At 71.0% G+C, this 26827-nt stretch carries 25 protein-coding genes, 1 pseudogene and 1 riboswitch; of the genes and pseudogenes, 16 read left to right on the forward strand and 10 right to left on the reverse strand.

What is annotated here, in order from left to right; all coding sequences use genetic code 11:
• Positions 1-30: 30 nt before the first annotated feature.
• Positions 31-1323 (reverse strand): annotated as a pseudogene (locus VZF99_RS15130) (cytochrome P450); the annotation flags it as partial.
• An 8-nt stretch (positions 1324-1331) separates the two neighbouring features.
• Here VZF99_RS15130 and VZF99_RS15135 point away from each other — a divergent pair.
• From VZF99_RS15135 to VZF99_RS15150, 4 genes are all read left to right on the forward strand, one after another.
• Positions 1332-1520 carry a hypothetical protein gene (locus VZF99_RS15135; RefSeq protein WP_407335243.1) on the forward strand — a complete coding sequence of 63 codons (189 nt, stop codon included), beginning with the start codon at positions 1332-1334 and terminating at the stop codon, positions 1518-1520.
• 176 nt (positions 1521-1696) lie between these two features.
• A complete protein-coding gene (locus VZF99_RS15140) occupies positions 1697-3022 on the forward strand; it encodes a lipase family protein (protein WP_407335244.1) in 1326 nt (441 codons plus the stop codon).
• 165 nt (positions 3023-3187) lie between these two features.
• A complete protein-coding gene (locus VZF99_RS15145) occupies positions 3188-3667 on the forward strand; it encodes a MarR family winged helix-turn-helix transcriptional regulator (protein WP_407335245.1) in 480 nt (159 codons plus the stop codon).
• Complete coding sequence (locus tag VZF99_RS15150; protein WP_407335246.1) at positions 3664-5067, forward strand: MFS transporter; 1404 nt, start codon at positions 3664-3666, stop codon at positions 5065-5067. Before VZF99_RS15145 ends, VZF99_RS15150 begins: the two co-directional genes overlap by 4 nt.
• Positions 5068-5142: 75 nt before the next feature.
• On the opposite strand, the gene VZF99_RS15155 is transcribed toward VZF99_RS15150, so the two are convergent.
• Positions 5143-5508: a DUF1330 domain-containing protein gene (locus VZF99_RS15155; protein WP_007633060.1), complete on the reverse strand. Its 366-nt coding sequence runs from the start codon at positions 5506-5508 to the stop codon at positions 5143-5145.
• A 49-nt stretch (positions 5509-5557) separates the two neighbouring features.
• The gene (locus VZF99_RS15160; protein ID WP_096906546.1) at positions 5558-6295 is read right to left on the reverse strand and encodes a hypothetical protein; all 738 of its coding nucleotides are present in this window, start codon (positions 6293-6295) and stop codon (positions 5558-5560) included.
• A 79-nt stretch (positions 6296-6374) separates the two neighbouring features.
• Between VZF99_RS15160 and VZF99_RS15165 the strand changes: the two genes are divergently transcribed.
• Complete coding sequence (locus VZF99_RS15165; protein ID WP_407335247.1) at positions 6375-6983, forward strand: haloacid dehalogenase type II; 609 nt, start codon at positions 6375-6377, stop codon at positions 6981-6983.
• 268 nt (positions 6984-7251) lie between these two features.
• Here VZF99_RS15165 and VZF99_RS15170 read toward each other — a convergent pair whose 3' ends face one another.
• Together VZF99_RS15170 and VZF99_RS15175 are read right to left on the reverse strand one after the other, a co-directional pair.
• A complete protein-coding gene (locus tag VZF99_RS15170) occupies positions 7252-8604 on the reverse strand; it encodes an alpha/beta hydrolase domain-containing protein (RefSeq protein WP_407335248.1) in 1353 nt (450 codons plus the stop codon).
• A gap of 75 nt (positions 8605-8679) precedes the next feature.
• Positions 8680-9444 carry a hypothetical protein gene (locus VZF99_RS15175; RefSeq protein WP_407335249.1) on the reverse strand — a complete coding sequence of 255 codons (765 nt, stop codon included), beginning with the start codon at positions 9442-9444 and terminating at the stop codon, positions 8680-8682.
• A 227-nt stretch (positions 9445-9671) separates the two neighbouring features.
• Between VZF99_RS15175 and VZF99_RS15180 the strand changes: the two genes are divergently transcribed.
• The 3 genes from VZF99_RS15180 to VZF99_RS15190 all read left to right on the forward strand — a co-directional run bounded on the left by VZF99_RS15180 (position 9672) and on the right by VZF99_RS15190 (position 13683).
• Positions 9672-10496, forward strand: coding sequence for an acyl-CoA thioesterase II (locus VZF99_RS15180; RefSeq protein WP_271799752.1), 825 nt, complete (start codon positions 9672-9674; stop codon positions 10494-10496).
• Between the two features lie 29 nt (positions 10497-10525).
• Entirely contained in the window at positions 10526-12163 is a 1638-nt protein-coding gene (locus VZF99_RS15185; protein ID WP_407335250.1) for an acyl-CoA dehydrogenase family protein, read from the forward strand.
• A gap of 152 nt (positions 12164-12315) precedes the next feature.
• Positions 12316-13683: a cytochrome P450 gene (locus VZF99_RS15190; protein WP_407335251.1), complete on the forward strand. Its 1368-nt coding sequence runs from the start codon at positions 12316-12318 to the stop codon at positions 13681-13683.
• Between the two features lie 328 nt (positions 13684-14011).
• Here VZF99_RS15190 and VZF99_RS15195 read toward each other — a convergent pair whose 3' ends face one another.
• Entirely contained in the window at positions 14012-15646 is a 1635-nt protein-coding gene (locus tag VZF99_RS15195) for a long-chain fatty acid--CoA ligase (protein ID WP_407335252.1), read from the reverse strand.
• An 84-nt stretch (positions 15647-15730) separates the two neighbouring features.
• Entirely contained in the window at positions 15731-16144 is a 414-nt protein-coding gene (locus VZF99_RS15200; RefSeq protein ID WP_120285726.1) for a carboxymuconolactone decarboxylase family protein, read from the reverse strand.
• Between the two features lie 156 nt (positions 16145-16300).
• Positions 16301-16445, forward strand: a riboswitch (cobalamin riboswitch).
• 88 nt (positions 16446-16533) lie between these two features.
• Here VZF99_RS15200 and VZF99_RS15205 point away from each other — a divergent pair.
• From VZF99_RS15205 to VZF99_RS15220, 4 genes are read left to right on the forward strand one after another with little or no spacing between them, the layout of a single operon-like run.
• Positions 16534-17466: an ABC transporter substrate-binding protein gene (locus VZF99_RS15205; RefSeq protein WP_407335253.1), complete on the forward strand. Its 933-nt coding sequence runs from the start codon at positions 16534-16536 to the stop codon at positions 17464-17466.
• Complete coding sequence (locus tag VZF99_RS15210; protein ID WP_407335254.1) at positions 17463-18491, forward strand: FecCD family ABC transporter permease; 1029 nt, start codon at positions 17463-17465, stop codon at positions 18489-18491. The genes VZF99_RS15205 and VZF99_RS15210 overlap by 4 nt, the downstream gene beginning before the upstream one ends.
• Positions 18488-19363: an ABC transporter ATP-binding protein gene (locus VZF99_RS15215; protein ID WP_407335255.1), complete on the forward strand. Its 876-nt coding sequence runs from the start codon at positions 18488-18490 to the stop codon at positions 19361-19363. Before VZF99_RS15210 ends, VZF99_RS15215 begins: the two co-directional genes overlap by 4 nt.
• A complete protein-coding gene (locus VZF99_RS15220; RefSeq protein WP_120285496.1) occupies positions 19363-20184 on the forward strand; it encodes an MBL fold metallo-hydrolase in 822 nt (273 codons plus the stop codon). The genes VZF99_RS15215 and VZF99_RS15220 overlap by 1 nt, the downstream gene beginning before the upstream one ends.
• Before the next feature lie 80 nt (positions 20185-20264).
• Here VZF99_RS15220 and VZF99_RS15225 read toward each other — a convergent pair whose 3' ends face one another.
• Together VZF99_RS15225 and VZF99_RS15230 are read right to left on the reverse strand one after the other, a co-directional pair.
• A complete protein-coding gene (locus VZF99_RS15225; RefSeq protein WP_120285497.1) occupies positions 20265-20870 on the reverse strand; it encodes a TetR/AcrR family transcriptional regulator in 606 nt (201 codons plus the stop codon).
• Positions 20863-23241, reverse strand: coding sequence for an MMPL family transporter (locus VZF99_RS15230; protein ID WP_120285498.1), 2379 nt, complete (start codon positions 23239-23241; stop codon positions 20863-20865). Before VZF99_RS15230 ends, VZF99_RS15225 begins: the two co-directional genes overlap by 8 nt.
• Before the next feature lie 234 nt (positions 23242-23475).
• Between VZF99_RS15230 and VZF99_RS15235 the strand changes: the two genes are divergently transcribed.
• The 4 genes from VZF99_RS15235 to VZF99_RS15250 all read left to right on the forward strand — a co-directional run bounded on the left by VZF99_RS15235 (position 23476) and on the right by VZF99_RS15250 (position 26509).
• Positions 23476-24870, forward strand: coding sequence for a rhodanese-like domain-containing protein (locus tag VZF99_RS15235; RefSeq protein WP_407335256.1), 1395 nt, complete (start codon positions 23476-23478; stop codon positions 24868-24870).
• Positions 24871-24989: 119 nt separating this feature from the next.
• A complete protein-coding gene (locus VZF99_RS15240; RefSeq protein WP_407335257.1) occupies positions 24990-25325 on the forward strand; it encodes a rhodanese-like domain-containing protein in 336 nt (111 codons plus the stop codon).
• The gene (locus VZF99_RS15245; protein WP_407335258.1) at positions 25322-25585 is read left to right on the forward strand and encodes a DUF2892 domain-containing protein; all 264 of its coding nucleotides are present in this window, start codon (positions 25322-25324) and stop codon (positions 25583-25585) included. Before VZF99_RS15240 ends, VZF99_RS15245 begins: the two co-directional genes overlap by 4 nt.
• Positions 25586-25627: 42 nt before the next feature.
• Positions 25628-26509 (forward strand): sulfite exporter TauE/SafE family protein, encoded by an 882-nt coding sequence (locus tag VZF99_RS15250; RefSeq protein WP_407335259.1) that lies wholly within the window; start codon positions 25628-25630, stop codon positions 26507-26509.
• Here VZF99_RS15250 and VZF99_RS15255 read toward each other — a convergent pair.
• A complete protein-coding gene (locus tag VZF99_RS15255; protein WP_407335260.1) occupies positions 26454-26816 on the reverse strand; it encodes an oxygenase MpaB family protein in 363 nt (120 codons plus the stop codon). The genes VZF99_RS15250 and VZF99_RS15255 overlap by 56 nt on opposite strands.
• Between the last annotated feature and the right edge of the window lie 11 nt (positions 26817-26827).

A 26827-nucleotide genomic window follows, 5' to 3' on the forward strand; every position in this document is an offset into this window, starting at 1 on the left:
CGGCTGTGAGTTCTCTGAATTTCCGGCCCGCCGCACCAGACGGATCGGCTGCCCGTCCTTCGGGAACGGCAGCGACTTCATGTCCATCGGGGCCGTGTAGTCCGGGTCGACGTGCCACTCGAAGGTGCGCAGCAGGTGATGCAGCACGAGTGAGACCTCGGCGCCGGCGAAGTGCATGCCGATGCACTTGTGCACGCCGCCGCTGAACGGCCGCCACGCCTGGCGGTGGACCTTGTCCTCCCGGCGCTCCTCGGAGAACCGGCCGGGGTCGAAGGCCTCCGGATCGGGCCAGTACTGCTCGAGGTGGTGGGTGAAGTAGGAAGCGATCGCCACCATCGTCCCCGCCGGGATGAAGTGCCCCAGCACCTCGGTGTCCTTGACGGCCGTGCGCGCGATCGTGGGCACCGGCGACACCAGGCGCAGCGACTCCTTCATCACCAGGTCCAGCGACCGCAACCGCGAGAGCTGCTCGTAGCTGATCGTGTCGCCCGGAATCGCCAGGGACTCCTCGCGGCACCGCTGCTGCCACTCCGGATGTTGGCCCAGGTACTGCATCATCGTCGAGATGGTGATCGTCGACGTGTCGTGCGCGGCCATGAACAGGAAGATCATGTGGTTGATGACGTCGTCGTCGCTGAAGCGCTCGCCGTCGACCTCCACCCGGCACAGCACGGAGAGCAGATCGTCGCCGTCGCCCGCCCGCCTTGCCGGCAGGTACTCGCGGAGGAACTCCTCCACTCGGCGTCGACCGACCAGGCCGCGGTGCCAACGCCCGCCCGGCACGGGATACCGCACGAGAGCGGTCGCCGCCTGGACACAGTCGATGAACGCGGCGTTGACCTGATCGAGGCGCGCCTGGCTGGCGCCGGGGGCGCCGCCCATGAATACCTCCACCGCGAGGTTCAGCGTCAACTGTTTGAGCCGGGGATAGACCTCCACGCGCTCCCCCGGCTGCCACTGCTCGACGGCGGTGCGGACCGCCGGGTCGATCGCGGCCGCGTACCTGGCGAGGCGGTCGGAGGTGAACGCCTCCTGCATGAGGCGGCGGTGGGCCATGTGCGCGTCGAAGTCCAGGAGCATCAGACCACGGTCGAAGAACGGCCCGATGAGGAACTGCCACGCCTCACCGTTGGCGAACGCCTTGTCCCGGTTCTGGAGGACCACTCCCGACGCCTCCGGCCCAAGCAGCGCGACGATCCTCGTCCCGAACGCTCGGAACCACGAGACCGGACCGTACCGGTGATAGCGCTTGTCCCACAGCCGCATGGGATCCCGCAGGTACCCTCCGGCAGCGCCGCCACGAGCTGTACCACGATTTCGCAGCCCTCGTCGTGACCCAGGCCCGGACACTGTTCGGGGACCGCGCCCTGCCCACTCCCCGGGACGAGATCAGCGCCCGCCTCCTGGTGGGCGGCCAGGGCGAACTCATCACCGCCTGGCTCCAGGCCGAGACCAGCGCGAGCATCGACGACATCGTCGACGAGGCGACCCGGTGGTTCACCGTGGGCATGCACGCCTGACAGTCGACGCGATTCTCGCCGCCACCCGGCCGCCACCCGGCCGCGCTGACCAACCGCGCTGACCGCGACGCACGACCGGAGTGCCTGCCGCACACAGCATTCACTTAGACTCTGCTCAACTTCGTGATCCAGAACACAAACAGTCCGGGGGGACCGTGCCACTTCGTCGAACCGCGATGCGCGCAGCCGCATTCGCCGCCACCATCGCCACCGCAGTCGCCGGAGGGGCCCTGGTCGCCCCCGCCGCAGGCGCCCAGGGGTCGTCCAACGACCCGGCACCCACCTTCTACCAGCCGCCGACGGACCTGCCCGCAGCCTCCGGCGAGCTCATCAAGACCGAACCGTTCCCGCTGGCCGGAGCGATCCCACCGATCCCCGGCGCCGAGCCGATCTCCGACGGCGCGGGGCCGCTGTCCACGGACGCGCAGCGCATCATGTACACCTCCGTCGGGTCGCGCGGTGAGGCGATCGCGGTCACCGGCGCCTACCTGCAGCCGCGCGCACCGTGGACCGGGCCCGGGTCGCGTCCGCTGGCCGTCGTCGCGCCGGGCACTCAGGGCCAGGCCGACCACTGCGCACCGTCCAAGACGTTCCAGAACCTCGCCACCGTCCGCACCGACCCGCCGGGCGTCGGGTTCGGGTACGAACTCATCCAGGCCTACGCCCTGCTCGCCCGCGGGTACGCCGTCGCGATGACCGACTACGAGGGCCTCGGCACGCCGGGCCTGCACTCGTACATCAATCGCGCGTCCCAGGCGCGTGCCGTGCTCGACCTCGCGCGCGTCGCGGCGTCGGTGCCGGGCGCCGACATCGCCCCAGACGCCCGCACGGTCTTCACCGGTTACTCCCAGGGCGGCGGCGCCGTCGCCGCGGCCGCCGAACTGCACCCGCAGTACGCGCCGGAGGTCAACCTCGTCGGCACCGCCGCGGGCTCGCCCCCGGCCGACCTGCTGGCCACCCTCGAGCAGGTCGACGGCACCGCGATCGCCGGCGTGATCGGCTACTCCCTCAACAGCCTGCTCGACGCCTACCCGGAGATGGGTCCGCTGATCGACCCGTACTTCAACGACCGGGGCCGGGCCATGCTCGCCACCACCGCCGACCAGTGCATCGGCGAGACCGCAGTCCAGTTCTTCCAGCAGCGCACCACCGCCTACACGGTCTCGGGCCGGCCGGCCAGCGACATCGTGCGCTCCGAGCCGGTACTCATGGAATTCCTCGAGCGTCAGCGGATCGGCCGGCTCGCCCCCGCCACTCCCGTGCGCGTCCTCTCGCCCGTAAACGACGACGTCGTCCCCGGCCACCAGTCCCAGCAGCTCGGTCGCGACTGGTGCGCGCAGGGCGTCACCGTGGAGATGGTCATCGACCCGATGCCCCCAGTCGCACCCGGCCTGGTGATCGGTCACGCCGCACCCATGCTCACCGGCCTGGAGGGCACCCTGCGGTATCTCGATGACCGCGTGCGCGGCGTCCCGGCGCCCAGCAACTGCGGGACCTACTGAGGCCGACTGCTCCGGGGGCCCGGCCCGCCGGGCCCGGCGTCGACAAGACGGTTCCGCACACATTCGCCGAGAGGCAGGTGTGCGGAACGCCCTTGTCGATGCACTCCACCGCCCACCCCACCCTTACGCAAGCAGATTGCGCAATCCGGTTGTAGAATCGCCGGAGTGACACCCACCGACCCGCCCGCTGGACCACCCGCAGACCCGCCCCCTGCCCCGTCGCCCGACATCGCCGCCCTGGCCGACGACCTCCGCCACGCGCTGCGCCCCCTGTGGCGACGGTTCAACTCCCACCGGACGTTGTCGATGGGCAAGGTCGGGATCCTGTCCCACCTGGAGCGGCGCGGACCCCTGGCCGCGACCGACCTGGCGGGCCTCGAGCGGATCAGCCACCAGGCGGTCGCCAACGCCGTCCGCGAACTACAGAATCTCGGACTCGTCTCCCGCAGCCCGGACCCCGCCGACGGCCGACGCACCCTCGTCACCATCACCGCAGACGGGTGCGAACAGCTCCGCACCGAGCGCGCCGCGGGCCAGGACTGGCTGGCCCACGCGATCGGCGACCACCTCGATGACGCCGAGCGCGACCGACTCGCGGCCGCGGTCCCCCTGCTCCGCCGCCTCGACTCCGAGGACCCCCGATGACCCCTCACCGGCGCCCGGCGCCCCGCTGGTTCGTCCAGGCCCTGGTCTACGCCGCCCTGACCAGCTCGATCGTCAGTTCCCTCGGCATGCTGCTGGTGCCGTCGGTCTCCGCGGAGTTCGGCATCCCCGTGAGCACGGCGCAGTGGATGCTCACGGCCAACCTGCTCGTCGGCGCGGTCGCGACCCCGATCATGGGCCGCCTCGCCGACGGCCCCCATACCCGGAAACTGCTGCTGACCAGCCTCGGTGTGATCTTCCTCGGCTCGATCATCGCCACCGTCGCGCCGAACTTCACCGTCTTCCTCGTCGGCCGCGCACTACAGGGACTGCTCTACGGCACGGTGCCCATCACCATCGCCCTGGCGCGCCGACACCTCACCTACACCGCATCGCAGCCCACCATCTCGACCCTCTCGGTCACGGTGTCGGTGGGGATGGGACTGGGTTACCCGCTCACCGGCATCCTCGCGGCGACGTTCGACCTGCGGGCCGCGTTCGCCTTCGCGGCGCTGTTCGTGGCCACCGCGGCGTTCGGCGTCTGGCGCTTCATCCCCGCGGGCCCCGATCCGCTCGCGCCCCGCACGCCGTTCGACATCGGCGGGGCTCTACTGCTGGGCGGCGGGCTGGCCGCGCTGCTCCTGTGGATCTCCGAGGGGCAGACCTGGGGTTGGGGGTCCGCGACGGCGCTCGTCGTCCTCGTGGTCGCGCTGAACACGCTGCTCTTCTGGATCGTGCACAGCATCCGCACCCTGCATCCCCTGGTCAACCTCCGCGTGGTCCGCCGGCCGGAGGTCCTGCTGGCCAACGCCACCGCGATCGGCCTGGGCACCGCGATGTACATCGGGTTGTCCATCGCGAGCCTCGTGGCGCAGGCACCCGCCGACACCGGTTTCGGTCTGGCCGTGCCGCTGATGTGGGCGGGCTTCATGATGGCGCCACTGTCGGTGGGCAGCCTCGTGGCCAACCGCACGGTCCGTGCCCTGTCCCGCCGCTACGACATGGCGGTGTTCCTGCCCGTCGGCGCGGCCGTGATGACGGTGGCGTCGGTGCTGTTGTGGTTGCGGCACGGCGACTTCTGGACGCTGGCGATCGGCATGTTCCTCTTCGGCACCGGGATCGGCTCGGGTTACGCCGCGATGCCCGCGCTCATCGCCCGCAGCGTGGCGGTGGACCAGCTCGGCAGCGCGGTGAGCTTCAACCAGGTGCTGCGCACGGTCGGTGGTGCGGTCGGCGCGGCCCTGTCGGCCGCCGTCCTCGCCGCGCACCCCTCCGACTCCGCGTACTCGACCGACGAGGGCATCACCATGGCGTTCGGCGTGGGTGTGATCTGCTGCGCGACGGTGATGCTCGCGTTGGTGCTCCACGCCATCGCAGGTCGACGACGACGAGCCCAGCAGTAGCCCCGGCGTCCCGCATTCTGCGCGCGATCGCACTCGGGCATGCGCGTCGGATTCGACGTGCCTACGGGGTCGGGGTCAGGCCCAGGGGGTCGTGGCCTGAAGCACCGCTTCCTGCAACGCGCTGGTACGCAGTGCCGTGACGGTCTGATATTCGGGGTCGGCGACCATCTCGCTGAACGCGGCGCGGCTGGGGTACCGGACCAGCAGAACGGCATCCCAGTCCTGGCCGGTCTCGGCGACCAGGGCTGTGGAACCGTCACCGGCGTAGAGCACCTCGGCGCCATAGCGGGGAAGGAAGGTCTCGTTCAGCGCCGCGGCGTACTTCGCGTAGTCCTCACGCCCGCCATCGGCGAACCGGAGCAGGTTCAGCATCACCACCGGGCCGCCGGGGTCGTCGGCGAGGTAGCGCTTGAGGTCTCTTCCGCGGGGATCGATAGCCATCAGGCGAGTATCTCCGCCAGTTCCGCCGCTTTGGCGCGAACGGCCATCCTCACTTCTTCTGCCGACGGCTTCCGCCGTGCCAGTCCTCCTGCGTGCCGACCGTGTCCGCGTCGACTCCGAACGCGGCGAGCTGCGGCTTCTCGCGCAGGCTGCGCTTGAGCTCGGCGAAACCCGGGAAGCGGGCGAGCCCCACCACGTGGTCCCAGAGCTCGGCCGCCGAGTCCTCGTGTGGCAGCCGGCTGATCACGGGTCCGAAGAAGGCGACGCCGGTCGGTGGCTCGAAGTGGATGATGGGCGTGCCCACGTCCTTGCCCGTCAGCGAGAGCGCCTCGTCGGTCTCCCGGCGGATCTCGGCGTCCCACGACTCATCGTCGACGGCGTCCGCGAGTTCGAGCGGCAGGCCAGCGTCGGCGAGGACCAGCCTGGCGAACTCGCTCGTGCCGCGCCGCTCACGCTCGTCGCCTTCGCTGCGGTCGTCGCCGGCGTCCGGAGCGGTGTCGAAGATGCGCGCCCCGAAGGCGGCGTACAGCGGCGCCATCGCCTCCCGGCCGTGCTCGGCTCGCGCCCGAGCCGCCACTCTCAGGAGCCGCAGCCCGGCGGTGTGGCCGGCCTCGTACTCAGGGGGGAAGTGCGCGTCGTAGTCGACCTCGGCGTTGACCAGGCGCAACGAGATGAACCGCCAGTCGACCGTGTAGTCGCGCTGCGCCTGCACCTGGCGCACCCACTTGCTGGTCATCCAGGCGAAGGGGCAGACCGGGTCGAAGTAGAAGTTGATGTCGGCGTCCATGCGCCCACCCTAGCCACCAATCTCGACGTCCCCGCCGCTCCCGATTTCCAGTCGTGACACCCTGTCCGACACCACGGCCATGTCGGCCCGGTTCTCCGACGTCGGGGCACCCGGCTCCATGTATCCCCTGTGGTTCGCCGACCTCCTGCGCGACGGCTTCGCCCTCACCGCCGCAGGTGCCGCTCGCCCGTTCGCTGACATCGGGACCGGGCTCCTGCAGGTCATGCTGTCGGAGGTGGAGCTTGACCGGCCTCTCGACGAGGCGATCGAGCACATCATGAGCGGGTTCGTCGGACTCGACCCCCATCCGGATGTCGCCGACGGCGTCACGGCGTTGACGGAGCTGGGGATCCGGTTGATCACCCTCAGCAACGGTTCGACACAGGTCGCCGAGAAGCTGCTCACGTCAGCCGGTGTACGACGCGATTTCGACATGCTCTTGTCAGTCGACTCCGCCGGCGCGTGGAAACCAGCCGCCCCCGCCTACGAGTTCGCACTCGAACAGTGCGCTGTCGCCCCCTCGGACGCCATGCTCGTGGCCGTCCATCCCTGGGACATCGACGGCGCCCACCGGATCGGCATGGCAACGGCGTGGATCAACCGGGCCAACGGCACGTACCCGGCGCATTTCGTCAGCCCGGACCTCGAGGTCACGAACATTACGCAGTTGGCCCGCCGCCTCAGTTGAGTACAGCCCCTCGGTGCGGGGGCCTCAGGCGACACCGCCGGCCGCACGGACGCGTCGGATGCTGTGGAAGTTCTCGACGTGGAACCCCTGGATCCGCGCCCCTAACCCGCCTCGTTGCCGAGCTCCACAACTACTCGGTCACAGTCCTCGCAATCGAGTCTCGAACGGTCCAGCTCAATGAGCGCGACATCAAGACGGTCCGAGGAGGACGGTTCTCGCTCCCCGCGGGTACGCGCTTCCACGGCGGTGTCGCGCTCACGTCCCGCACTCACCAGCTGATGCGCTCCGGGCGGGCGTCGGCGAGAATCTCCGCGCGATCGTCGGCCAGCAGGAAACCCTCCGCGATGAGACGGTCGGTGGCCTCCTCGTAGGCCCGCAGGTACTCATCGCGGCCCGGCCACCGCTGACGCAACTGCTCCTCGGCCACCTCCTCCGTGCGACCGAGGAGCATGCAGAACGGCGCGGACTGCGGGTACGGCGCACCGACCAATCTCTCGACCGGCGCCTCCACGGCCGGGGTCCGCACGCCACCCCGGCCGATGCCCAGATCGCCGGGGACCACCTCGTCGTCGTCGAGCTCGACCGGCGGCGCGGCAGGCGGGCGCGACCCGCCGGACACCCACGACACCAGGTGACGCAACGCGGCCCGCACCACGAACACCTGCTGGCCACTGTTGATGGCGCCCCCGCAGTCGACCAGGCCCGCCAGCTCGCCCAACTGGTAGGCGTCCGCGTGCGCCTGGCCCGCGATCTCCCAGGTGACGATGGCCTTCGAGTCGGGCTGACGCGAGCGGGCCGAGTCGAGCAACCCACCCAGATCACCCTCGGCCTGGACCACGAACACGGGGGTGTCGAGGTCGTCGCGCAGGAGCATCGTGGACGAGCGGACGGCGGTGGCGATGCCGGCCGCGCAACCCCTGTCGTCGAACGGCAGCGCGCCCCCGCCGCGGCTGTGCAGCAGGAACCCGTCGAACACGCCGACCAGCGGGTGCACACCGTCGATGTAGGAGGTCAGGGCGATCGCCGACTGCGACTCCCCGATCGCGAGCACCGTCTCCGGCCCCAGCCCGGCCAGCGGGCCGTCGTCGCGCGCCTCGCGGCAGAACCGGCCCACCTGGGTGACGATGTCGTAGGAGTACGCGTCACCCGGGTGGTGGAGCTCGCCGTAGCGCTCGGCCCGCTGCGCCCGCAGGCCGACGGTCTGCCCGCCCATCCCCACGGCCGCGTCGCCACCCTCGACTCCGATGAACTGCGCCGACACCCCGACCCACGCGTGGCCGGCGCGCACGATCTCGTCGGCGAGGTAGGTGTACTCCGGCGCGGCGTCCTGGCCGCCGCTGACGTTGAGCCACTCGACCAGCACCACGCCGCTGAACCGGGCGGCGTCGGGGCGGCGGACCAGCACGCGGGTGGCGAACGGCGCCGAGTCGGCCGGAGCCAACCGGACGCGCCCGTCGGTGGGCAGTTCGCCGACCGAGTAGGACACCGCCTCGCCTGACGCCGCCCACTCCGACTCCGTGAACCCCGCCGCCGCGAGGTCCGGGCCCGGGCGGGCGGCCATGGGCGGCGCGATCCGCCCCTCGGTGAGTTCGGTGAACGTCGGCGGCTGGACTGGCTGCATGATCCCGATTCTCTCCCGACCGGCGCCCTGTCCGGATCCCTTTCGCGCCGCTATCCGCCAGCGGTGGCCGCGGGGCTAGCCGCCGTCCGCGGCCGCGTCGTCGCCCGACGCGGTGGAGGTAGGCACCTGGGTGGGCGTGGAAGAGGTCGGCGAGGTGGCGGTGGCCCGCGAGGTGCTCGCCGGCGATGACGTGGACTCCTCCGACGGCGACCCGGTCCGCGTACTCGTGCGAGTCGGGGAAGTCGCGGCCGGGGTCGGGGTCGTCGCGCGAGGCGCGGGCGTGGACGCGACCGTCGCCGCCCCCGGCGCCGCCGGCGCCGCCGGGGCGCTCCGGTCCCGCGGCGTGCAGTCCCCCAGGTGCTTGCTCGCCATCCACGCGGGGGCGCCCAGGGCGATCGCCTCGTCCGGACACGTCCCCAGGTAGATCGACACGTCCCCGACCCTGCGCCACCTGCCATCCGAATACGCCACCCAGTACGGGTCACCCGAGACGGGACTGGCCATGACCGCCCACCCGGACTCGCAGTCGATGATCCGCGCGGCACTGTTCGGGTACAACAGGTCGGAGTTGATCACCGGGGCGTCGCACGCGGGGCCCGACACCTCGAGCATTCCGGTGACCTCGGGCGCCGACGAGCGCGGTGCCAGCCGCGACATGCGGGGCGACGAGGGAGAGGTCTCAGGTGAGGACGTCGTGGCATCGGTGGCCACCGGTTCCGAGCGGTCGCCTCCGGGACGGACGAGCGCCACCACACCGACCCCCACCACGAGCACGGCGGCGAGCGCCGCCAGAACCGCGATCAGCGTTCTCGAGACAGCGAGCTTGGGTAGTCCGGTCATCGCGCGTCTCCTGCACGCTCGGAGCCACACCCATTGTGAGGACGCCCTTACTATATAAAGGGCCACCAAGGGGGTCAACCGGTGTCACCCGCCTCACCTGCGCCGCCGCCGGCGCGCGAGCCCGGGAGGCGGCGGTCGGGCTCCGGCGGCGGGCATTCCTCGTCGTCGTCGCCCCTCTGCTCGGTACGGTGAGCCCGCGCCCATCCCCTCGCCCCACAGGAGGTCCCGTGACCGGTCAGGACGCCCCCACCCACGTGTTCGACGAGGCCGTCGCGCTGGAGCCGATCGGCGAGAACCTCTTCCGCGGCCGCACCCACGCCGCGTGGGCCAACATGGTCGGGCCGTTCGGCGGCATCACCGCGGCCACCATGCTGGGCGCGATCCTGCAGCACCCCGAGAAGCACGGCGACCCGCTCGCGCTGACCCTCAACTACGCCGGGCCGGTCGCCGAGGGCGAGTTCCAGATCGAGGCCCGCCCCGCCCGCACCAACCGCTCCAACCAGCACTGGTGGGTGGAGATGCGCCAGGGCGACGAGGTCGTCACCACTGCCACCGCGATCACCGGCCTGCGCCGCGAGACGTGGTCGGAGACCGAGACCGCCCCTCCGGCCGTCCCAGCGCCGGAGGAGCTCACCGCCGCCACGTCGGACCGCGGTGTGCGGTGGGTCGACAACTACGACATGCGGTTCGTCACCGGTGGGTGGGACGACGTGACCTCCGGTGAGGAGCAACCGGAGTCGACGACGACGATGTGGATCCGCGACGCCCAGCCCCGCGGACTCGACCATCTCGCCCTGACGTCCCTGTGTGATTCGTTCTTCCCGAGGTCGTTCCTCCGACTCGGTCGGCCGGTTCCGGCGGGCACGGTGACGTTGACGATCCACTTCCTGGCCACCGCCGACGAGATCGCCGCCCAGGGCACGGACTTCCTGCTCGGCAGCGTGCACTCGCACCGGTTCCACGGCAACTACCACGACGAGGCCGCGCGCCTGTGGAGCCGCGACGGCACGCTGCTGGCCACGGGGACGCAGTTGATGTACTTCAAGAGCTGAGTTCTTCGAGAGCTGGAGGGGGAGCACCCATGTCCTCGACCCGACACCGCAGTACCCACGAGGTCCTCAACCAGGCGCCGCCCCGCGTGGACGTGGACGAGTACGCCCTCAACCCGGCACTGCAGGAGGCCGTCGCGGTGTTCTCGCCGCACGCCCGCGTCGAGAGGTTCCACGAGATCGGCCGCCACGTGGGCACCGAGCAGTACCAACACGACGCGGAGCTGGCCAACACCCTCACGCCGGTGCACCGCGCCCACGACCGGTGGGGCAACCGGGTCGACGAGATCGAGTTCCACCCCGCCTACCACCGGATCATGGAGTACTCGGTGTCCCGCGGGCTGCACACCTCGGCGTGGGCCGACCCGGGGCCGGGGGCGAACGTCGAGCGGGCCGTGGGGTTCATGCTGGTGTCGCAGATCGAGGCCGGCCACGGGTGCCCGCTGTCGATGACGCACGCGGTGGTCCCGTCGCTGCGGTTGAGCCCCGAGCTGGCCGCCGAGTGGGAGCCGGCGCTGCTGTCGACGGTGTACGACCCCGAACTGCGCGACCCCGCCACCAAGTCGGGCGTGCTGTTCGGGATGGCCATGACCGAGAAGCAGGGCGGCTCGGACGTCCGCGCCAACACCACCACCGCCGAGCCCGTCGGTGACGGTGACTGCCACGTCCTGCGCGGGCACAAGTGGTTCTGCTCGGCCCCGCAGTCGGACGCGTTCCTCGTCCTGGCGCAGGCGCCGGCCGGCCTGAGCTGCTTCCTCGTCCCGCGCGTCCTGCCCGGCGGCGAACGCAACCCGTTCCTCGTGCAGCGCCTCAAGGACAAGCTGGGCAACAAGTCCAACGCGTCGTCGGAGGTGGAGTTCGACGGCACCCTCGGCTGGATGGTCGGCGAACCCGGCCGCGGCGTGCGCACGATCATCGAGATGGTCGGCCGGACCCGCCTGGACTGCGTGCTCGGCGCGGCGGCGGGCATGCGCCAGGGCGTGGCCGAGGCGGCGTGGCATGCCCGGCACCGGGCCGCGTTCGGAGCGACGCTGGTGGACCAGCCCGCGATGGCCGCGGTCCTGGCGGACCTTCAGTTGGAGGCGGAGGCCGCGACGTGGACTGCGCTGCGCCTGGCCTCGGCGTACGACGACGACGAGTTCGCCCCCTACCGCCGGCTCGCCACCGCGGTCGCCAAGTACTGGATCTGCAAGCGCGGGCCGAACCACGCCTACGAATCGCTGGAATGTCTCGGCGGCAACGGGTACACCGAGTCGTTCCCGCTCTCCCGCCGCTACCGGGAGCAGCCGGTCCTCGCGGTGTGGGAGGGCTCGGGCAACGTCATAGCGCTCGATGTGCTGCGCGCGATGGCCCGCGAGCCGGAGTCCGTGACCGCGTTCGACGCCGAACTGGCCGCGCAGCTGGGCGGTCACGAGCTGTACGACCGGCACGTCGAGCGGGTGCGCGCGCTGATCGGCCGCGCGGCCGCCGACCCGGGCGCCGCCCCCGGGATCGCCCGCCGCCTGGTGGAGGCGATGGCGCTGGCCCAGCAGGGCGCGGTCCTGCTGGCCCACGCACCGGCCCCGGTCGCGGAGGCGTTCTGCCTGGCCCGGCTCGGCGACGACCGCTCGGCCGAGTACGGCGCCCTGCCCGACGGCGTGGACATCGACGCACTGGTCGCCCGAGCCTGAGTCGGGGGGGGCGGCCGGCCGGCGGTGTCACGGCCGGCGGGACTGCCGGCTGGCCGGGCCGGGTGAAAGAAACGACACCGCCGGTTTCGGTAATCGCGTGACAACTAGTGACGGCTGTCACACACTGGGGTCACCCGACAACGAGGTGCCTGATGTCCATCCCTGGTGATCCGCGGGAGAGGGTCTACCGACCCGGCCCGGCCCCACTGCGCTCCAAGCTGCCGATCCTCGGCGGCACGCTCGAATACGTCCACAGCCCGCTGGCGACCATGGCCCGCCGCTATCGCGATCACGGCCCCGTCTCCGACCTGAACTTCCTCGGCGCCACGTGGACCGCCCTGATCGGCCCCGACGCCTGCCAGGCCGCCCTGCAGAACGCGGACAAGGCGTTCGCCAGCGGCCCCGGTTGGGGATACCTGGTGGGGCCGTTCTTCAACCGCGGGCTGATGCTGCTCGACTTCGAGGAGCACCACCACTACCGGCACATCATGCAGGAGGCGTTCACCCGTCCCCGGCTCGAGGGCTACACCCGCAGGCTCGCCCCGCTGGTCGACGAGGGCATCGGCGCCTGGGCCCCGGACCGGGCGTTCCAGATCTATCCCGCGCTCAAGACGCACACCCTCGACCTGGCGACCGAGGTGTTCATGGGTGGCGCCGAATACGCCGCGCCCGGGGAGCTCGACAAGGTCAACACAGCGTTCGTCGACTGCGTCCAGGCCGCGAACGGCTATGTCCGTTCCACCGCGGTGCCGTTCACCAAGTGGGGCCGAGCGGCGCGGGGGCGCCGGCTGCTCGAGGAGTTCCTGCGCCGCCACCTGCCGGCCCGGCGCGCCAACCCGGGAGAGGACCTGTTCTCCGCCCTGTGCCAGGTGGCGGACGCCTCCGGCGGGATCGACGACGACGACATCATCAACCAGATGATCTTCCTGCTCATGGCCGCGCACGACACCACCACCAGCACGGTCACCTCGATGGTCTACGAGCTCGGCCGCGACGTCCAGTGGCAGGAGCGGCTCCGCAGGCAGTGCCAGGACCTGGGCCCGCACCCCACCATGGCCGAGCTGGAGGAGCTGCCCGATCTGGCGTTGGTGATGAAGGAGTCGCTACGCCTGCACCCGCCGGTGCCGGTGATGGCGCGCAAGACGGTCAAGGACACCGAGATCCTGGGCGTGGAGATCCCGGCCGGACGACTCACCTCGATCATGCCGCTGTACTCGCACCACATGCCCGAGTACTGGACGGACCCGGAGATCTTCGACCCCGAACGCTTTTCCGACGTGCGGCGGGAGGACAAGTCGCACCGCTTCGCGTGGGAGCCGTTCGGCGGCGGGGTGCACAAGTGCCTCGGCATGATCTTCGCCAACCTCGAGTCCAAGCTGGTGCTCAGCGCGCTGCTACGCCACTTCGAGTGGTCGGTCCCGCTGGCCTACGTGCCGCCCATGAAGAACGACTCGCTGCCCTACCCCGCGGACGGACTGCCCGTCTCGCTCCGGCCGCTGGCACGCGTCGCCGCGAACTGACCCGCCGCCCGCCCGGCCTCCGCCGTCCAGAGGATTTCGCCTGTATCGCCCGAGTGGGTCTGAGCGAAATCCTCTGCTCGGCGATGATGCCGCGGCGGCGGGGGGCGGGACGGCCAGCGTGTCGGCCGGCGGGACGGCCAGCGTGGCGGCGGCCAGCGTGGCGGCGGCCAGCGTGGCGGCGGCCAGCGTGGCGGCCAGCGTGGCGGCCGGCGGGACGGTTGGCACCGAGCAGCCAGTAGCGCAGAAGCAGGGCCCGGGGGCGGTCATACCGCAATCCCGGGCCCTCCGCTGGCCGACGACGCGTTCCCGCGTTCGACCTTCCGCCTGCCTAGTTCTCCAGGGCGTTGACCACGGTGAGGTCGCCGTCGGAATGCGAGACGCGGATGCGCTTCTTGTCGAGCTTGCCGACCGAGGTCTTGGGGATCTCGTCGACGAACGCGAACTTCTCCGGCACCTGCCACTTGGCCATCCGCTCGGCCAGGTGATCGCGCAACTCCTCGACGCTCGGGTCGGGCACACCGTCCCTGACCACGATCGTGGCCAGCGGCCGCTCGTCCCACTTGGGATCCGGGATGCCGATTACCGCGGCCTCGGCGACGGACGGGTGCTCGAGCAGGTAGTTCTCGACCTCGACCGAGGAGATCCACTCGCCACCGGACTTGATGATGTCCTTGGCGCGGTCGGTGAGCTGGAGGAAGCCCTCCGGCTTGATGTAGCCCACGTCGCCGGTGCGCAGCCAGCCGTCGTCGAACTGATCCGAGTCGTCCACCTTGTAGTAGCTCCCGGTGATCCACGGTCCACGGACCTGCAGCTCGCCGACGGACTCCCCGTCCCAGGGCAGCTCCGTGCCGGCATCGTCAACGATCCGGGCCTCGACGCCGGCGAGCAGCCGCCCCTGGGTGAGACGCAGCTTGAACTGCTCGTCCTCCGGCAGGGACGCCTTCGGCCGGGACAGCGTGCCGATGGGCGAGGTCTCGGTCATGCCCCACGCATGGGTGATATTGATCCCGTACTTGTCCCGGAACTTGCGGATCAGTTCCGCCGGGCAGGAGCTGCCGCCCACGACGACGGAGCGGAAGCTCGACATGTCGATGGGATGGTCGACCGAGTACGCGTCGACCGCCATCCAGATGGTGGGCACGGCGGCCGCGAGGGTCGGGCGCTCACTGGCGATCATCGCCGCGAGCGGCTCCGGCTGCAGGAAACGCTCCGGCATGAGCAACGACGCCCCCACCATGAACGCGGCGTACGGCAGGCCCCACGACATGGCGTGGAACATCGGCACGATCGCCAGCACGTTGTCGTCGACCGAGATATCCATGCCGTCCGACATGCACACCTGCATCGAGTGCAGGTAGATCGAGCGATGCGAGTAGACGACGCCCTTCGGGTCGCCCGTGGTGCCCGAGGTGTAACACATCGCGGCGCCGTCGTTCTCGTCCACCTCCGGCCACTCGAACTCCGTGGGCTGCTCGGCGAGAAGCTCCTCGTAGTCATGCACCCGGATTCCCTCGGGGGCCTCCAGGTTCGCGGCGCCCCCACCGGTGACGAGGACGTGCTCGACCGTGGAGAACCGCGGCAGCAACGGCTGCAGCAGCGGGATCAGGGTCGGGTCGACGATGATGACCTTGTCCTCGGCGTGATTGGCCACGAACTCGAGCTGATCCGGGAACAGGCGGATGTTCAGGGGGTGCAGCACCGCGCCCATCGACGGGATCGCCAGGTACGCCTCCATGTGCTCGGAGTTGTTCCACTGGAACGTCGCGACCCGCTGGTCACCGTCAACCCCGAGGGAGCGCAGCGCATGGGCCAACTGAGCGGCGCGCTTGCCCAGGTCCCCGAAGGAGATCTTCCGTGGGCCCTGATCGGTCCAGGTGGTGATGACCGCATCGGAGTGGACGGTCGAGCCGAACTGCAGGATCGTGCTGATTTTCAGCTGCTCCGGCATCATCGTGCTGCGCATGGGGGCTCCTTGATCGAGGGGTGGCGTCTGTCACTCTGGGGACGAGACTACCTGCCGTCCACGACCTCCCCGGCCGATGTGCGACTACCCGTCGAGATCGTCGAAGACGGCCTGGACGGTCCTCATCGCCGAGAGGGCCGCCGGCGCACCGCAGTACCCCGACGCGTGGATGACCGCCTCGGTGATCTCCTCGCGGGTCAACCCGTTGGTCAGCCCGCCGCGCACGTGCCCCGCCAGCTCGGCGTCCGCACGCAGTGCGACGAGCATCCCGATGTTGAGCAGGCTGCGGTCCCGGCGGCCCAGCCCGGGCCGGTTCCAGATGTTGCCCCACACGTTCTCGGTGACCACGTGCTGGATCGCCTCCGACGCCGTCCCGGCAGCCCGGTCCATGGCCCGGTCGACGAAGGCGTCGCTCATCACGTCGCGCCTGGTCGCGAAACCCTGCTCGCGCAGATCCGCGGCCGAAGGCCCCTCGCCTGCAGAACTCGTCGTCGTCATCTCCACGGTCCTCTCCCACTGCCGACAGATCTTGTGTCCATCCTCCTCGGACGAACGCCACCGCCTCCGCGCGCCCTCGGCCCGCCCCGGCCAGACGCGGGGACGGCTCGAACAGGGGCGGCGGCAGAGGCACGCAGATGGGCGGACGCGACGACGGGTGGGATACCCTCGACGGGTCCGGCCACCAGCGTCGGACCCCGCGGCAACTCGGCGGAAGTCGGTGCGAATCCGACGCTGTCCCGCAACTGTGATCCCGTCTCAGGACGGGCGAGCCAGGTCGGCCGGTTCCGCGGCAGCCGTACGTACTGACCTCGGACGAAGGACGGTCGCGTGCAGCGGCCCAGGCCGCGGCCCGAGCTGTTTTCGTCCTCCGAATCACGGAGGATGCCATGCACCATCCACGAGCCCGCTCGCTGCTGCTCGCCCCCCTGGCCGCCCTGGCGCTGGTCGCCACCGCGTGTAGCGGCACCGGCGGCGACGAACCGGCCCCGGCCGACCAGACCTCCGCCGCGGCGGAGGAACCGCAGGCGATCGTGTCGCTGGCCCCCACCACCACCGAGATGCTCTACGCCGTCGGCGCCGGGGACAGCGTCGTGGCGGTCGACGAGCGGTCCGACTTCCCCTCCGACGCCCCGGTCACCGACCTGTCCGGCTACACGCCCAACCTCGAGGCGATCCTGGGCTACGCGCCGGACCTCGTCGTGCTCACCGACGACACCGGGGACATCGTGGCCGGCCTCGAACGCTCCGGCGTCGAGGTGCTGCAACTGCCCGCCGCGCAGACCCTCGACGACACCTACACCCAGCTCGAGCAGGTCGGGGCGGCCACCGGGCACATCGGCGAGGCCGCCGAACTCGTGTCGCGGATGCAGAGCGAGATCGACGAGATCGTCGCCTCCGTGCCGGAGCGCGAGACGCCGCTGACGTACTTCCACGAACTCGACGACACCTACTACACCGTCACCGACGACACCTATATCGGCGAGATCTACTCCCTGCTCGGCCTGACCTCGATCGCCACGGGCGACAACCCCTACCCGCAGCTGTCCGAGGAACTCATCCTCGAGGCCGACCCGGACCTGGTGTTCCTCGCCGACGGCCAGTGCTGCGGCATCACGCCCGAGGTCGTGGCCGAGCGACCGGGCTGGGACGGACTCACCGCCGTGCGCGACGGCCGCGTCCACCTGGTCGACGAGGACCTGTCCAGCCGGTGGGGCCCGCGCGTGGTCGACTTCATGCGCGAGGTCGCCGCGATCGTCACCTCGGTGCCCGATGCCGCGCCGGAGACCGCGGGGAGCCCCGCGAACCAGCCCGCCTCGTGACCCGCCCGTCGCCCCGCCACGCCCTCGTGCTGGGCGGGGCGACGCTGTTGCTGGCCGCGGCGGTCCTGCTCGGCACCCTCATCGGCCCGGCCGGCCTCACCCCGCGCGGCGTGGTGCTTGAGCTGGTGGGCCGGTTGCCGCTGGTCGACATCGACTCCGGGTTCACCGAGCGTCAGCGGGTCATCCTGTGGGAGATCCGCATCCCGCGCGTGGTGCTGGGCGCGATCGTCGGCGCGATGCTGGCGATCGCCGGGGCCACCTACCAGGGCGTGTTCCGCAACCCGCTCGCCGACCCGTACCTGCTGGGGGTGTCCAGCGGGGCGGGGCTGGGCGCCACCCTGGCGATCGTCGTGGGCGGCGCGATGGGCTCGGCGATGGTGCCGCCCGCCGCGTTCGCCGGCGGCATGATCGCGGTGCTGGCCACCTACACGCTGGGCCGCAGTGTCGGCGGCGGACGCAGCGAGGTGGTCATCATCCTCGCCGGCGTCGCCGTGGCGGCGTTCGCCAGCGCCATCCAGACGTTCTTCATGCAGCGCCACGACGAGACCCTGCGGCAGGTGTACTCGTGGATGCTCGGCCGCCTCACGACCAGCGGCTGGGCCGACGTGCAGACCGTGCTGCCGTACGTGCTCGTGGCGGTGGCCGTGATCGCCCTGTTCCGGCGCACCCTCGACGTGATGGCGGTCGGGGACGCCGAGGCCGCGACGCTGGGGATCGCCCCGGCGCGGGTGCGCCTGGTCCTCATCAGCGTGGCCACCCTCGGCACGGCGGCGGTGGTGTCCGTGTCGGGCCTGATCGGGTTCGTGGGCATCGTCATCCCGCACGCCGTGCGGATGCTCATCGGGCCCGGGCACCGGCTGCTGCTGCCGGTGTCGCTGCTGGTAGGCGCGGCGTTCCTCATCCTGGCCGACGTGGTCGCCCGCACCGCGATGAGCCCGGCCGAGCTGCCCATCGGCGTGGTCACCGCCGCGATCGGCGCCCCGTTCTTCCTCATCGTCCTGCGCCGCAGCCGGGGGAACATATGACCGCCACACCACCCGCGTCACCCGCGGCGGCCGCGTCACCCGCGCCTGTCGCACTGGCCTGCCGCGACCTGCACGTCACCCGGGACCGCACGGCCATCCTCCACGGCATCGACCTCGCCGTCGACGCCGGATCGTGGGTGTCGCTGGTGGGCCCCAACGGCTCGGGTAAGACGACCCTGCTGTTCGCGCTCGCCGGGCTCATCCCCGCCGCCGGCCACATCGAGGTCGACGGGCTGACCCCGCGCCGCGCGGGTCGCCGCAGGGTGGCACGGACCGTGGCGATGATGCCGCAGCGCCCGGTCGTCCCCGAGGGGGTCACGGCGCGCGAACTCATCGGGCTCGGCCGCACCCCGCACATCGGCCGGTTCGGCACCGAGAGCGCCGACGACCACGAGGTCGTCGACCGCGTCATCGACCGCCTGGACCTGCACGACCTGGCCTCGCGCACCGCCACGACGCTGTCCGGCGGTGAGCTGCAGCGGGTGGTGTTGGGCCGCTCGCTGGCCCAGGAACCGCGGGTACTGCTGCTCGACGAGCCCACCAGCGCGCTGGACATCGGCCACCAGCAGCAGGTGCTCGACCTGGTGGACTCCATGCGCCGCGAGACCGGCCTGACCGTCGTGGCGGCGATGCACGACCTCACCTCGGCCGCCCACTACGGGCAGCGGCTGGTGTTGCTCGACCGGGGCCGTGTGGTGGCCGACGGCCGGCCCGAGGAGGTCCTCACCGTCGAGCGGGTGGCGCAGGTCTACGACGCGCGCGTGGAGGTCCTCGACCGCCGCGACGGCCGCGCCGTGTTGCCGCTGCGCGAGGCGGGCCCGGACCCCGCGCACGGGTCGGCGCCCGGCGCGGCGCCGGGGGCGGGCGTCTGATGGAGGTCGTCCTGCTGGGGACCGGCGCCGCGGACGGCTGGCCCAACCCGTTCTGTCGGTGCCCGTCGTGCGAGGAGGCACGCCGGCTCGGCGTGGTGCGCGGCCAGACCTCCGCGCTTGTCGACGACGAGCTGCTGATCGACTGCGGACCGGAGGCGCCCGGCTCAGCCGTGCGGCTCGGACGGTCTCTGGCGGCGGTGGGACATCTGCTCGTCACGCATGCCCACGCCGACCATCTTGGACCCCAGGTCCTGCTCTTTCGCTCGTGGGTCCCCGACGCCGGCGAGCTGGAGGTGGTCGGACCCCCGGACGCGCTCGACGCGTGTCGGCCCTGGGTGGGCCCCGACGACCCGGTGCGCTTCGTCCCCGTCACCGCCGGCGACCGGCTCAGGGTGGGCGCGTACGACGTACGCGTGTTGCCCGCCCGGCACCGCGTGTTCCGCGCGGGCGACGCGGTGCTCTACGACGTGACCGGGCCCGGCGGCGCCCGCCTGCTGTGGGCTAGCGACACCGGGCCGTGGGACGACGAGTGGTTCACCGCGGTGCGCGGCGCCCGCTACGACGCGGTCTTCCTCGAGGAGACGCTGGGCGACCGCGAGGAGATCTCCCCCGCCCACCTGGGCCTGGACCGGTTCGGGGCGATGCTCCGGAGACTCCGGGACATCGGGGCGGTCGACGAGCGGACCGACGTGGTGGCCGTGCACCTGGGCCACCACAACCCGCCGCCCGACGAGCTGGCCGCGCGCCTGCGGGAGCACGGCGCGCGGGCCGGTGTCGACGGCGAACTCGTCCGCTGCGGGGAGGCTCCCCGGCTGTACTGACCCGGTCGCGCCAGCCCGGTCGCGCTGTTCGGTCGTGCTGTTCGGTCGTGCTGTTCGGTCGCGCTGTTCGGTCGTGCTGCTCAGTCGCGCTCGAGGAACCTCGCGGCGCCGTGTTGGAGGAGATCGAACGCGTCGTCCAGGTAGGACTCGGCGGAGTCGGCGGGCCCGGCCCCACCCGGTCGGTGCCTGAGCACCGACGCCCCGGCGGCGAGGCTCAGGTCGACCATGACGCGGACCCGGAACCGGTTGAGCTGCGGTGCGCGGCGGCCGACCGCCTCGTAGAGCGGATCCAGGATGTTCTCGGCGATGCTGGTCCGGGCGTCCGGGCCCAGCATGAGGCCGATCTGCTCCCCGGCCACCAGCAGGTTCTCGGCGGCGTCGATGTCGTCCGCCGAGCGCCCGTAGAGCTCGTGGAAGGTCGAGCGCAGGACATCCAGTGGCGACAGGTCTGCCGGCGCCTGCTCCACCTGCCGCACCCATTCGGCGATCTGTTCGCGCAGGAAGTGCACGAACGCGTCCTCGCGGTGGGCGAAGTAGTTGTGGAACGTCCGGGTCGAGACACCCGCCCTCCCGGCGATGGCCGAGACCGTCGCCCGCTCCGCCCCCTCGGCGACCAGCAGTTCCACTGCGGCCGCCGAGAGGCGGGTGCGGGTGTCGGCCTTCTTGCGCTCACGCAGGCTAGGCATCGACGCGGGCCTTCTCACCACCGTCGGCGGATGCCACAGCGGAGCTCTCCTGCTGCCCGGTCTCCAGGGCGGAGCCCTCCACGTCGACGGGGGGGAGGATCTTGTCCAACCACCGCGGCAGGCCCCAGGCGCGCTCGCCGAGGAGGAACATCACCGCGGGGATGATCGTCATGCGGACGATGAAGGCGTCGAACAGCACGGCGACCGCCAGGGCGAAGCCCATCACCTTGATGAACTGCTCGTCGATCAACATGAACGCGGCGAAGACGCTGATCATGATCAGGGCCGCCGCGGTGACCACACGGGCGCCGTGCTTGAAGCCGTTGGCGACCGCGTTGTGGGCGGTCTTGCCGTGGACCCAGCCCTCGCGCATGCGCGAGACCAGGAAGACCTGGTAGTCCATGGCGAGCCCGAACACGATGCCGATGAGCATGATGGGCAGGAAGCTGATGACCGGCTGCGGATCGGAGATGATGCCCAGCCAACCCTCCTGCCAGATCGCGACGGTGATGCCGAAGGTCGCCGCCACCGAGAGACCGAAGCCCAGGGCGGCGATCAGCGGCACCCAGATCGACCGGAACACCAACATGAGCAGCACGAACGCGAGCGCGAGGACGATGCCGACATACGGCAGCAGCACCTCGGTCAGACGCTCGGAGATGTCCTCGTAGATCGGGGTGACGCCGGTGACGGAGTAGGTCCCCCCGGTCTCCTGCTCGAAGCCCTCGGCTCCGGACCGGATCTCCTCGAGGACGCTCGCGGCGCGCTCGTCGGTGGCACCGTACTCGGGGGTGATGAGCACCTGGGCGGCGTCACCGGCCTCGTTGGTTTCGATGATCTGTGCGTTCTCCACCCCGTCGAACGCCTGGATCTGATCCACCGCGGCGGCCCACGCCGCCGGACGCTCCTCCTCCGGCACCTGCAGGGTGTCGACGAGCGCGATCATCGGGGCGTTGCGGCCCGGGCCGAACGCTTCCTCCGTCATGTCGTACGCCATACGGTTCGGGGTGTCCGGGGCCATCGTGCCGTCGGACGGCATGGCCAGCCGCAGCTGCGCGGCCGGGATGGCCAGCAGGAGGAGCAGCAGGACACCGGCGCCCGCGAAGAGCACGGGACGGGCACGGATCCGGCGGACCCACGCCAGGCCCATCGTCGGCTTCTCGTCCTCCGGGTCGGGCGCCTTGACGCCCTTGATGCGGGCGGCGAAGAGCTTGGTGCCGACCGCGCCGAGGATGGCCGGCAGCAGCGTGATCGCGACCAGCACGGCGATCGCCACCGTCGCGGCGGCGGACAGCGCCATCGCGGTGAGGAACGGGATGTTGATGATCGACAGCGCCGCGAGGGCGATGAGCACGGTCAGTCCTGCGAAGACGACCGCGGATCCGGCCTTGCCGACCGCGAGCCCGGCGAGGTGTGCGCGCTTGTGGGCGTCGATCGCCTTGAGTTTCTCCGCGAGTTCGGCGGGCTCGAGATCGTTGCCGCCGATGTGTTTGACCAGCTCGGTGCGGAAGCGCGACACGATGAACAGCGCGTAGTCGATACCCACGGCCAGGCCGATCATGGACGCCAGGGTCGGCGTCATGGTGTTGATCGTGTCGGTGAAGGCGGTGGCGGCGAAGATTCCGCCGATGCCGATCCCGACGCCGATGACGCCCGTGAGCAACGGCATGCCGGCGGCGATGAGCGAGCCGAAGGTGACCAGGAGGATCACGGCGGCGACCGCGATGCCGATGATCTCGCCGACGGCGCTGATCTCGGACATCTGGAAGGCGTTGCCGGAGTACGCGATCGTCAGGTCGCCCTCGTGCTCGGCGACGACCTCGGCGAAGGCCTCGCGGTCCTCGGCCTGCACGTCCATCGTGCTCTCGGCGTCGAACCGCACCTCGACCGTGCCGGTGCTCTCGTCCGGGCTGAGCGGGCTCAACGCGGCGATATCGGCCGCGATCTGCTCCTCGGCGATGCCCTGCTCGGCCTTGGCCGCGGTCAACTGCTCCGACAGCCCCTCGGCCGCGATCACCGGGCTGACCAGCGCGTCTGTCCCGGCGAGAAAGTCCAGGCCCTGCAGATCGGCGAGGAAGGCATCGACGTCCTCGGACACCGCCGGGTCGGTGAGGGTGCTGCCCTCGGGCGCCCCGATGACGACGGTCCCCGTCGGGGCGTCGAGCTGGCTGCCCGCGCCGGCGAACCTCTCCTGCATCTCCTCCTGGGTCTCGATGGACTCCAGTCCCGGGATCGAGAAGGTGGTGCTGGTCTGCTGCGTCAGCGTGGCGGCGGCCGTGCCGACACCGACGATCAACAGCATCCAGGCTGCGATGAACCGCCATCTGAACAGATAGGCGGACCGCCCGATGCGGTAGAGGAATGACGCCATGCGCTGGCTCCTGGTGCGTAGGTGCATTTCGCGAACCCTCGCAGTTTTGCACGCCATCTGCACGATTGCACAGCCCGTGCAATCTCTTGTGGCGCAGAACACTCCCGGACGCCACGCGCGGCGGCAAAGCAGCCACAACGGCATACCCCCCAGGGTGTCTTGTGTATACCCCCGGGGGTATGTATTGTCGTGGCACACCCCGAAACAGGGAACCCGATCGACAAGGAGAGCAGCATGCTTCTCGAGCGCATCTACGACGAGGACCTCGCCCAGGCCGGCTACTTCATCGGCTGCCAGGCCAAGAACGAGGCGATGGTGGTGGACGCCCGCCGCGACGTCCGCGAGTACCTGGACCTGGCCGCGCGCCACGGCATGACGATCACCGCCGTCACCGAGACCCACATCCACGCCGACTACCTGTCCGGCACCCGCGAGCTGGCGGAGGCGACCGGGGCGACCATCTACGTGTCCGGCGAGGGCGTTAAGGACTGGCAGTACGGCTTCGAGGCCGAGCGTCTGCACCACGGTGACCAGCTCAAGCTCGGCAACATCACCGTTGAGGCCGTCCACACCCCGGGCCACACGCCCGAGCACCTGTCATTCCTCGTCACCGACGGAGCGTTCGCCGACTCCCCCGGCTACATGCTCACCGGCGACTTCGTCTTCGCCGGCGATCTCGGCCGACCGGACCTGCTCGACGAGGCCGCCGGTGGAGTCGACACCCGCTTCGAAGGCGCCTCACAGATCTTCCGCAGCCTGAAGGAGTCCTTCGTCTCGCTGCCGGACCACGTCCAGGTGTTCCCGGGCCACGGTTCGGGCAGCGCCTGTGGCAAGGCCCTCGGCGCGCTCCCCTCGACCAGCGTCGGCTACGAGCGCCGGTTCGCCTGGTGGGCCGGGTACGTCGAGCGTGACGACGAGCAGGGCTTCATCGACGAGATGCTCGACGGACAGCCGGACGCGCACGCCTACTTCGGTCGCATGAAGCGGCAGAACAAGGAGGGTCCGGCGGTGCTGGGTGCACTGGCCCCGCTCCGCGAGTTCGGCACCACCGAGCTGGCCGACGCCCTCGAGGCGAACGAGGTCGTCGTCGTCGACACCCGTGGCCAGGACGAGGTCCACGCCGGCACCGTCCCCGGGGCGCTCAACATCCCCGGCGTCGACAAGGCTGCGTCCTTCGGCGCCTGGGTCTACGACCCCGAGAAGGAGGACACGCCCCTGGTGGTCCTGGCCGAGGACGTCCAGATTGCCGAGGCGCTGCGCGATCACCTACTGCGGGTCGGCATAGACACGGTCACCGGGTACACGACCACCTTCGAGGGTCTGCCGATGACGACCCCCGAGATGATCGGGCCGGACGAGCTCGCCTCGTTCGACGCCGCGATGGTGCTGGACGTGCGCAACAAGACCGAGCACTCCGACGGCCACATCCCGGGCTCCGAGCAGCTCAGCGGCGGCCGAGCGCTGTGGAACCTCGACCGGCTCCCGACCGACGGACCGATCGTGACCTACTGCCAGAGCGGCGTCCGCAACTCGGTCGCGGCCAGCGCCCTGCGTCGCGCCGGTTACCGCGTGGTCGAGCTCGAGGGCAGCTACGCCGCCTGGTCCGAGCGCAATCTCGCGACCGTCTGACCTGTCGCGCCCACACCCGGGGGCCGGACACCCGTCCGGCCCCCGGGTCCGGTGGCGCCCGGCGCCACCACCCCGACACCCCCACACACCCCGAACAGTCAAAGGACATCGCTTCACCCATGCTCTCCACGCTGACGAACGCCCCGACCATCGCTCCCGCCGATCTGCGAGAGGCGATGGAATCGGACACCCCGCCCACCGTCATCGACGTGCGCTCCGGGGCCGAGTTCTCCTCGGTGCACATCCGCGGCTCCTACAACGTGCCGCTGCCCTTGCTCGCCGAGCACGGTGAGGAGTTCGCCACCCGCCTGCCCGGCCAGGTCGTCCTCATCTGCCAGTCCGGCAACCGGGCCCGCCAGGCGAACGAGCGGCTCGAGTCCGTGGGCGTCGACCCCGACTCGGTGACCGTGCTCGACGGCGCATCGCCGGCTACGAGGCCGCCGGCGGCGAGGTGATCCGCGGTAAGGGCGCCTGGGCGATGGACCGGCAGGTCCGCATGGTCGCCGGCTCGCTCGTCCTGGCCGGCGTCACCGCCTCCAAGGTCGTCTCCCCCAAGTTCGCCTACCTCGCCGGCGCCATCGGAGCCGGGCTGACCTACTCCGCGGCGAGCAACTCCTGCGCCATGGCCGCGGGCCTGTCGAAGATGCCGTGGAACCGTTCGGCCGACGAGCCGGGCCTCGGCGCCGTCCTGGACTCGCTGCCCGCCCGCTCCTGACCGATCCCACCCCGGCGCCCCCGCCGGAGAAAGGCACCTGACATGGAGATCACCACGATCATCGTCGTGGCCCTGGCCGTCCTGGTCGGACTGTCCCTGGGCCTGCTCGGCGGGGGCGGATCCATCCTGGTCGTCCCACTGCTCACCTACATCGGTGGGCTCGACCCCAAGGAGGCGATCGCGACCTCCCTGTTCGTCGTGGGCGCCACCTCACTGGTCAGCCTCGTCGGCCACGCCCGCAAGGGCAACGTCCAATGGCGCACGGGACTGATCTTCGGCGCCGCCGGCATGGTGGGCGCGTTCCTCGGCGGACTGGCCGGCGGCTACATCCCCGGCACCGTCCTCATGGTCGCCTTCGCGGTCATGATGATCGCCACCGCCGGCGCCATGATCAAGGGACGCAAGGACCGCGACGGGCAGAGCAACGATCACCACCACCCGCTGTGGCGGATCCTGCTCGACGGCCTCGTCGTGGGCGCCGCGACCGGCCTGGTCGGCGCGGGCGGCGGCTTCCTCGTCGTCCCGGCCCTCGTCCTCCTGGCGGGCCTGCCGATGACCGCCGCCGTGGGCACCTCGCTGCTGGTCATCGCCATGAAGTCCTTCGCCGGGCTCGGTGGCTACCTCACCTCGGTGTCCCTGGACTGGCCGCTCGTCGCCGCGGTCACCGCCGCCGCCATCGCCGGCTCCTTCGTCGGTATCCGCCTCACCTCCGTGGTCCCCGAGAAGACGCTGCGCAGGGGCTTCGGGTTCTTCGTCCTGATCATGGGCGCCTTCGTCCTGTCCCAGGAGCTACCCTTCCCCGCCGCGCCGATCATCGGCGGCATCGTCGTGGTCCTGGCAGCCGCCGCCGCGATCTGCGCGTTCGGGTTCACGGAACGCTGCCCTCTCCGGACCCCGCAACCGGCCGCCGCCAGCGTGGCCTGACACCGGCCCGGCCCCGCGCCGGAAGACGATCCACCCCGGCCGTGCGGTCGGGGTCGTTGGCCGAGGCGCCGCGGCGGTAGGTCCTGCGGTCGCAGCTGTTGGCCGTGCCGGCGCGGCGGTCGGCCGACGCGCCGGTTGCCCTCCCACCGACGAGCCCGTCGGCGAAGCGCTTCTCGTACTCGGCCCAGGTGGCCGGCCATCGCGCCTCGGGGACGTTGAGCGTCGTCCCCAGGGGTCGCGCCATCTCGATGATGCGGTCCACCTCGGCCTCGGTGAGCGGGGCCCCCACTCGCCGCGCCCGGAACATGCAAGCATAGG

This window comes from Dietzia kunjamensis, assembly GCF_045689975.1.
Lineage (GTDB): Bacteria > Actinomycetota > Actinomycetes > Mycobacteriales > Mycobacteriaceae > Dietzia > Dietzia kunjamensis.

Excerpts from the sequence above, each read along its gene's own strand:
- VZF99_RS15140 (WP_407335244.1), top strand. The coding sequence starts at position 1,697 with ATGCGCGCAGCCGCATTCGCCGCCACCATCGCCACCGCAGTCGCCGGA.
- VZF99_RS15150 (WP_407335246.1), top strand. The coding sequence starts at position 3,664 with ATGACCCCTCACCGGCGCCCGGCGCCCCGCTGGTTCGTCCAGGCCCTG.
- VZF99_RS15155 (WP_007633060.1), bottom strand. The coding sequence starts at position 5,508 with ATGGCTATCGATCCCCGCGGAAGAGACCTCAAGCGCTACCTCGCCGAC.
- VZF99_RS15160 (WP_096906546.1), bottom strand. The coding sequence starts at position 6,295 with ATGGACGCCGACATCAACTTCTACTTCGACCCGGTCTGCCCCTTCGCC.
- VZF99_RS15165 (WP_407335247.1), top strand. The coding sequence starts at position 6,375 with ATGTCGGCCCGGTTCTCCGACGTCGGGGCACCCGGCTCCATGTATCCC.
- VZF99_RS15170 (WP_407335248.1), bottom strand. The coding sequence starts at position 8,604 with ATGCAGCCAGTCCAGCCGCCGACGTTCACCGAACTCACCGAGGGGCGG.
- VZF99_RS15175 (WP_407335249.1), bottom strand. The coding sequence starts at position 9,444 with ATGACCGGACTACCCAAGCTCGCTGTCTCGAGAACGCTGATCGCGGTT.
- VZF99_RS15185 (WP_407335250.1), top strand. The coding sequence starts at position 10,526 with ATGTCCTCGACCCGACACCGCAGTACCCACGAGGTCCTCAACCAGGCG.
- VZF99_RS15190 (WP_407335251.1), top strand. The coding sequence starts at position 12,316 with ATGTCCATCCCTGGTGATCCGCGGGAGAGGGTCTACCGACCCGGCCCG.
- VZF99_RS15195 (WP_407335252.1), bottom strand. The coding sequence starts at position 15,646 with ATGCGCAGCACGATGATGCCGGAGCAGCTGAAAATCAGCACGATCCTG.
- VZF99_RS15200 (WP_120285726.1), bottom strand. The coding sequence starts at position 16,144 with ATGACGACGACGAGTTCTGCAGGCGAGGGGCCTTCGGCCGCGGATCTG.
- VZF99_RS15205 (WP_407335253.1), top strand. The coding sequence starts at position 16,534 with ATGCACCATCCACGAGCCCGCTCGCTGCTGCTCGCCCCCCTGGCCGCC.
- VZF99_RS15215 (WP_407335255.1), top strand. The coding sequence starts at position 18,488 with ATGACCGCCACACCACCCGCGTCACCCGCGGCGGCCGCGTCACCCGCG.
- VZF99_RS15220 (WP_120285496.1), top strand. The coding sequence starts at position 19,363 with ATGGAGGTCGTCCTGCTGGGGACCGGCGCCGCGGACGGCTGGCCCAAC.
- VZF99_RS15225 (WP_120285497.1), bottom strand. The coding sequence starts at position 20,870 with ATGCCTAGCCTGCGTGAGCGCAAGAAGGCCGACACCCGCACCCGCCTC.
- VZF99_RS15230 (WP_120285498.1), bottom strand. The coding sequence starts at position 23,241 with ATGGCGTCATTCCTCTACCGCATCGGGCGGTCCGCCTATCTGTTCAGA.
- VZF99_RS15235 (WP_407335256.1), top strand. The coding sequence starts at position 23,476 with ATGCTTCTCGAGCGCATCTACGACGAGGACCTCGCCCAGGCCGGCTAC.
- VZF99_RS15240 (WP_407335257.1), top strand. The coding sequence starts at position 24,990 with ATGCTCTCCACGCTGACGAACGCCCCGACCATCGCTCCCGCCGATCTG.
- VZF99_RS15250 (WP_407335259.1), top strand. The coding sequence starts at position 25,628 with ATGGAGATCACCACGATCATCGTCGTGGCCCTGGCCGTCCTGGTCGGA.
- VZF99_RS15255 (WP_407335260.1), bottom strand. The coding sequence starts at position 26,816 with ATGTTCCGGGCGCGGCGAGTGGGGGCCCCGCTCACCGAGGCCGAGGTG.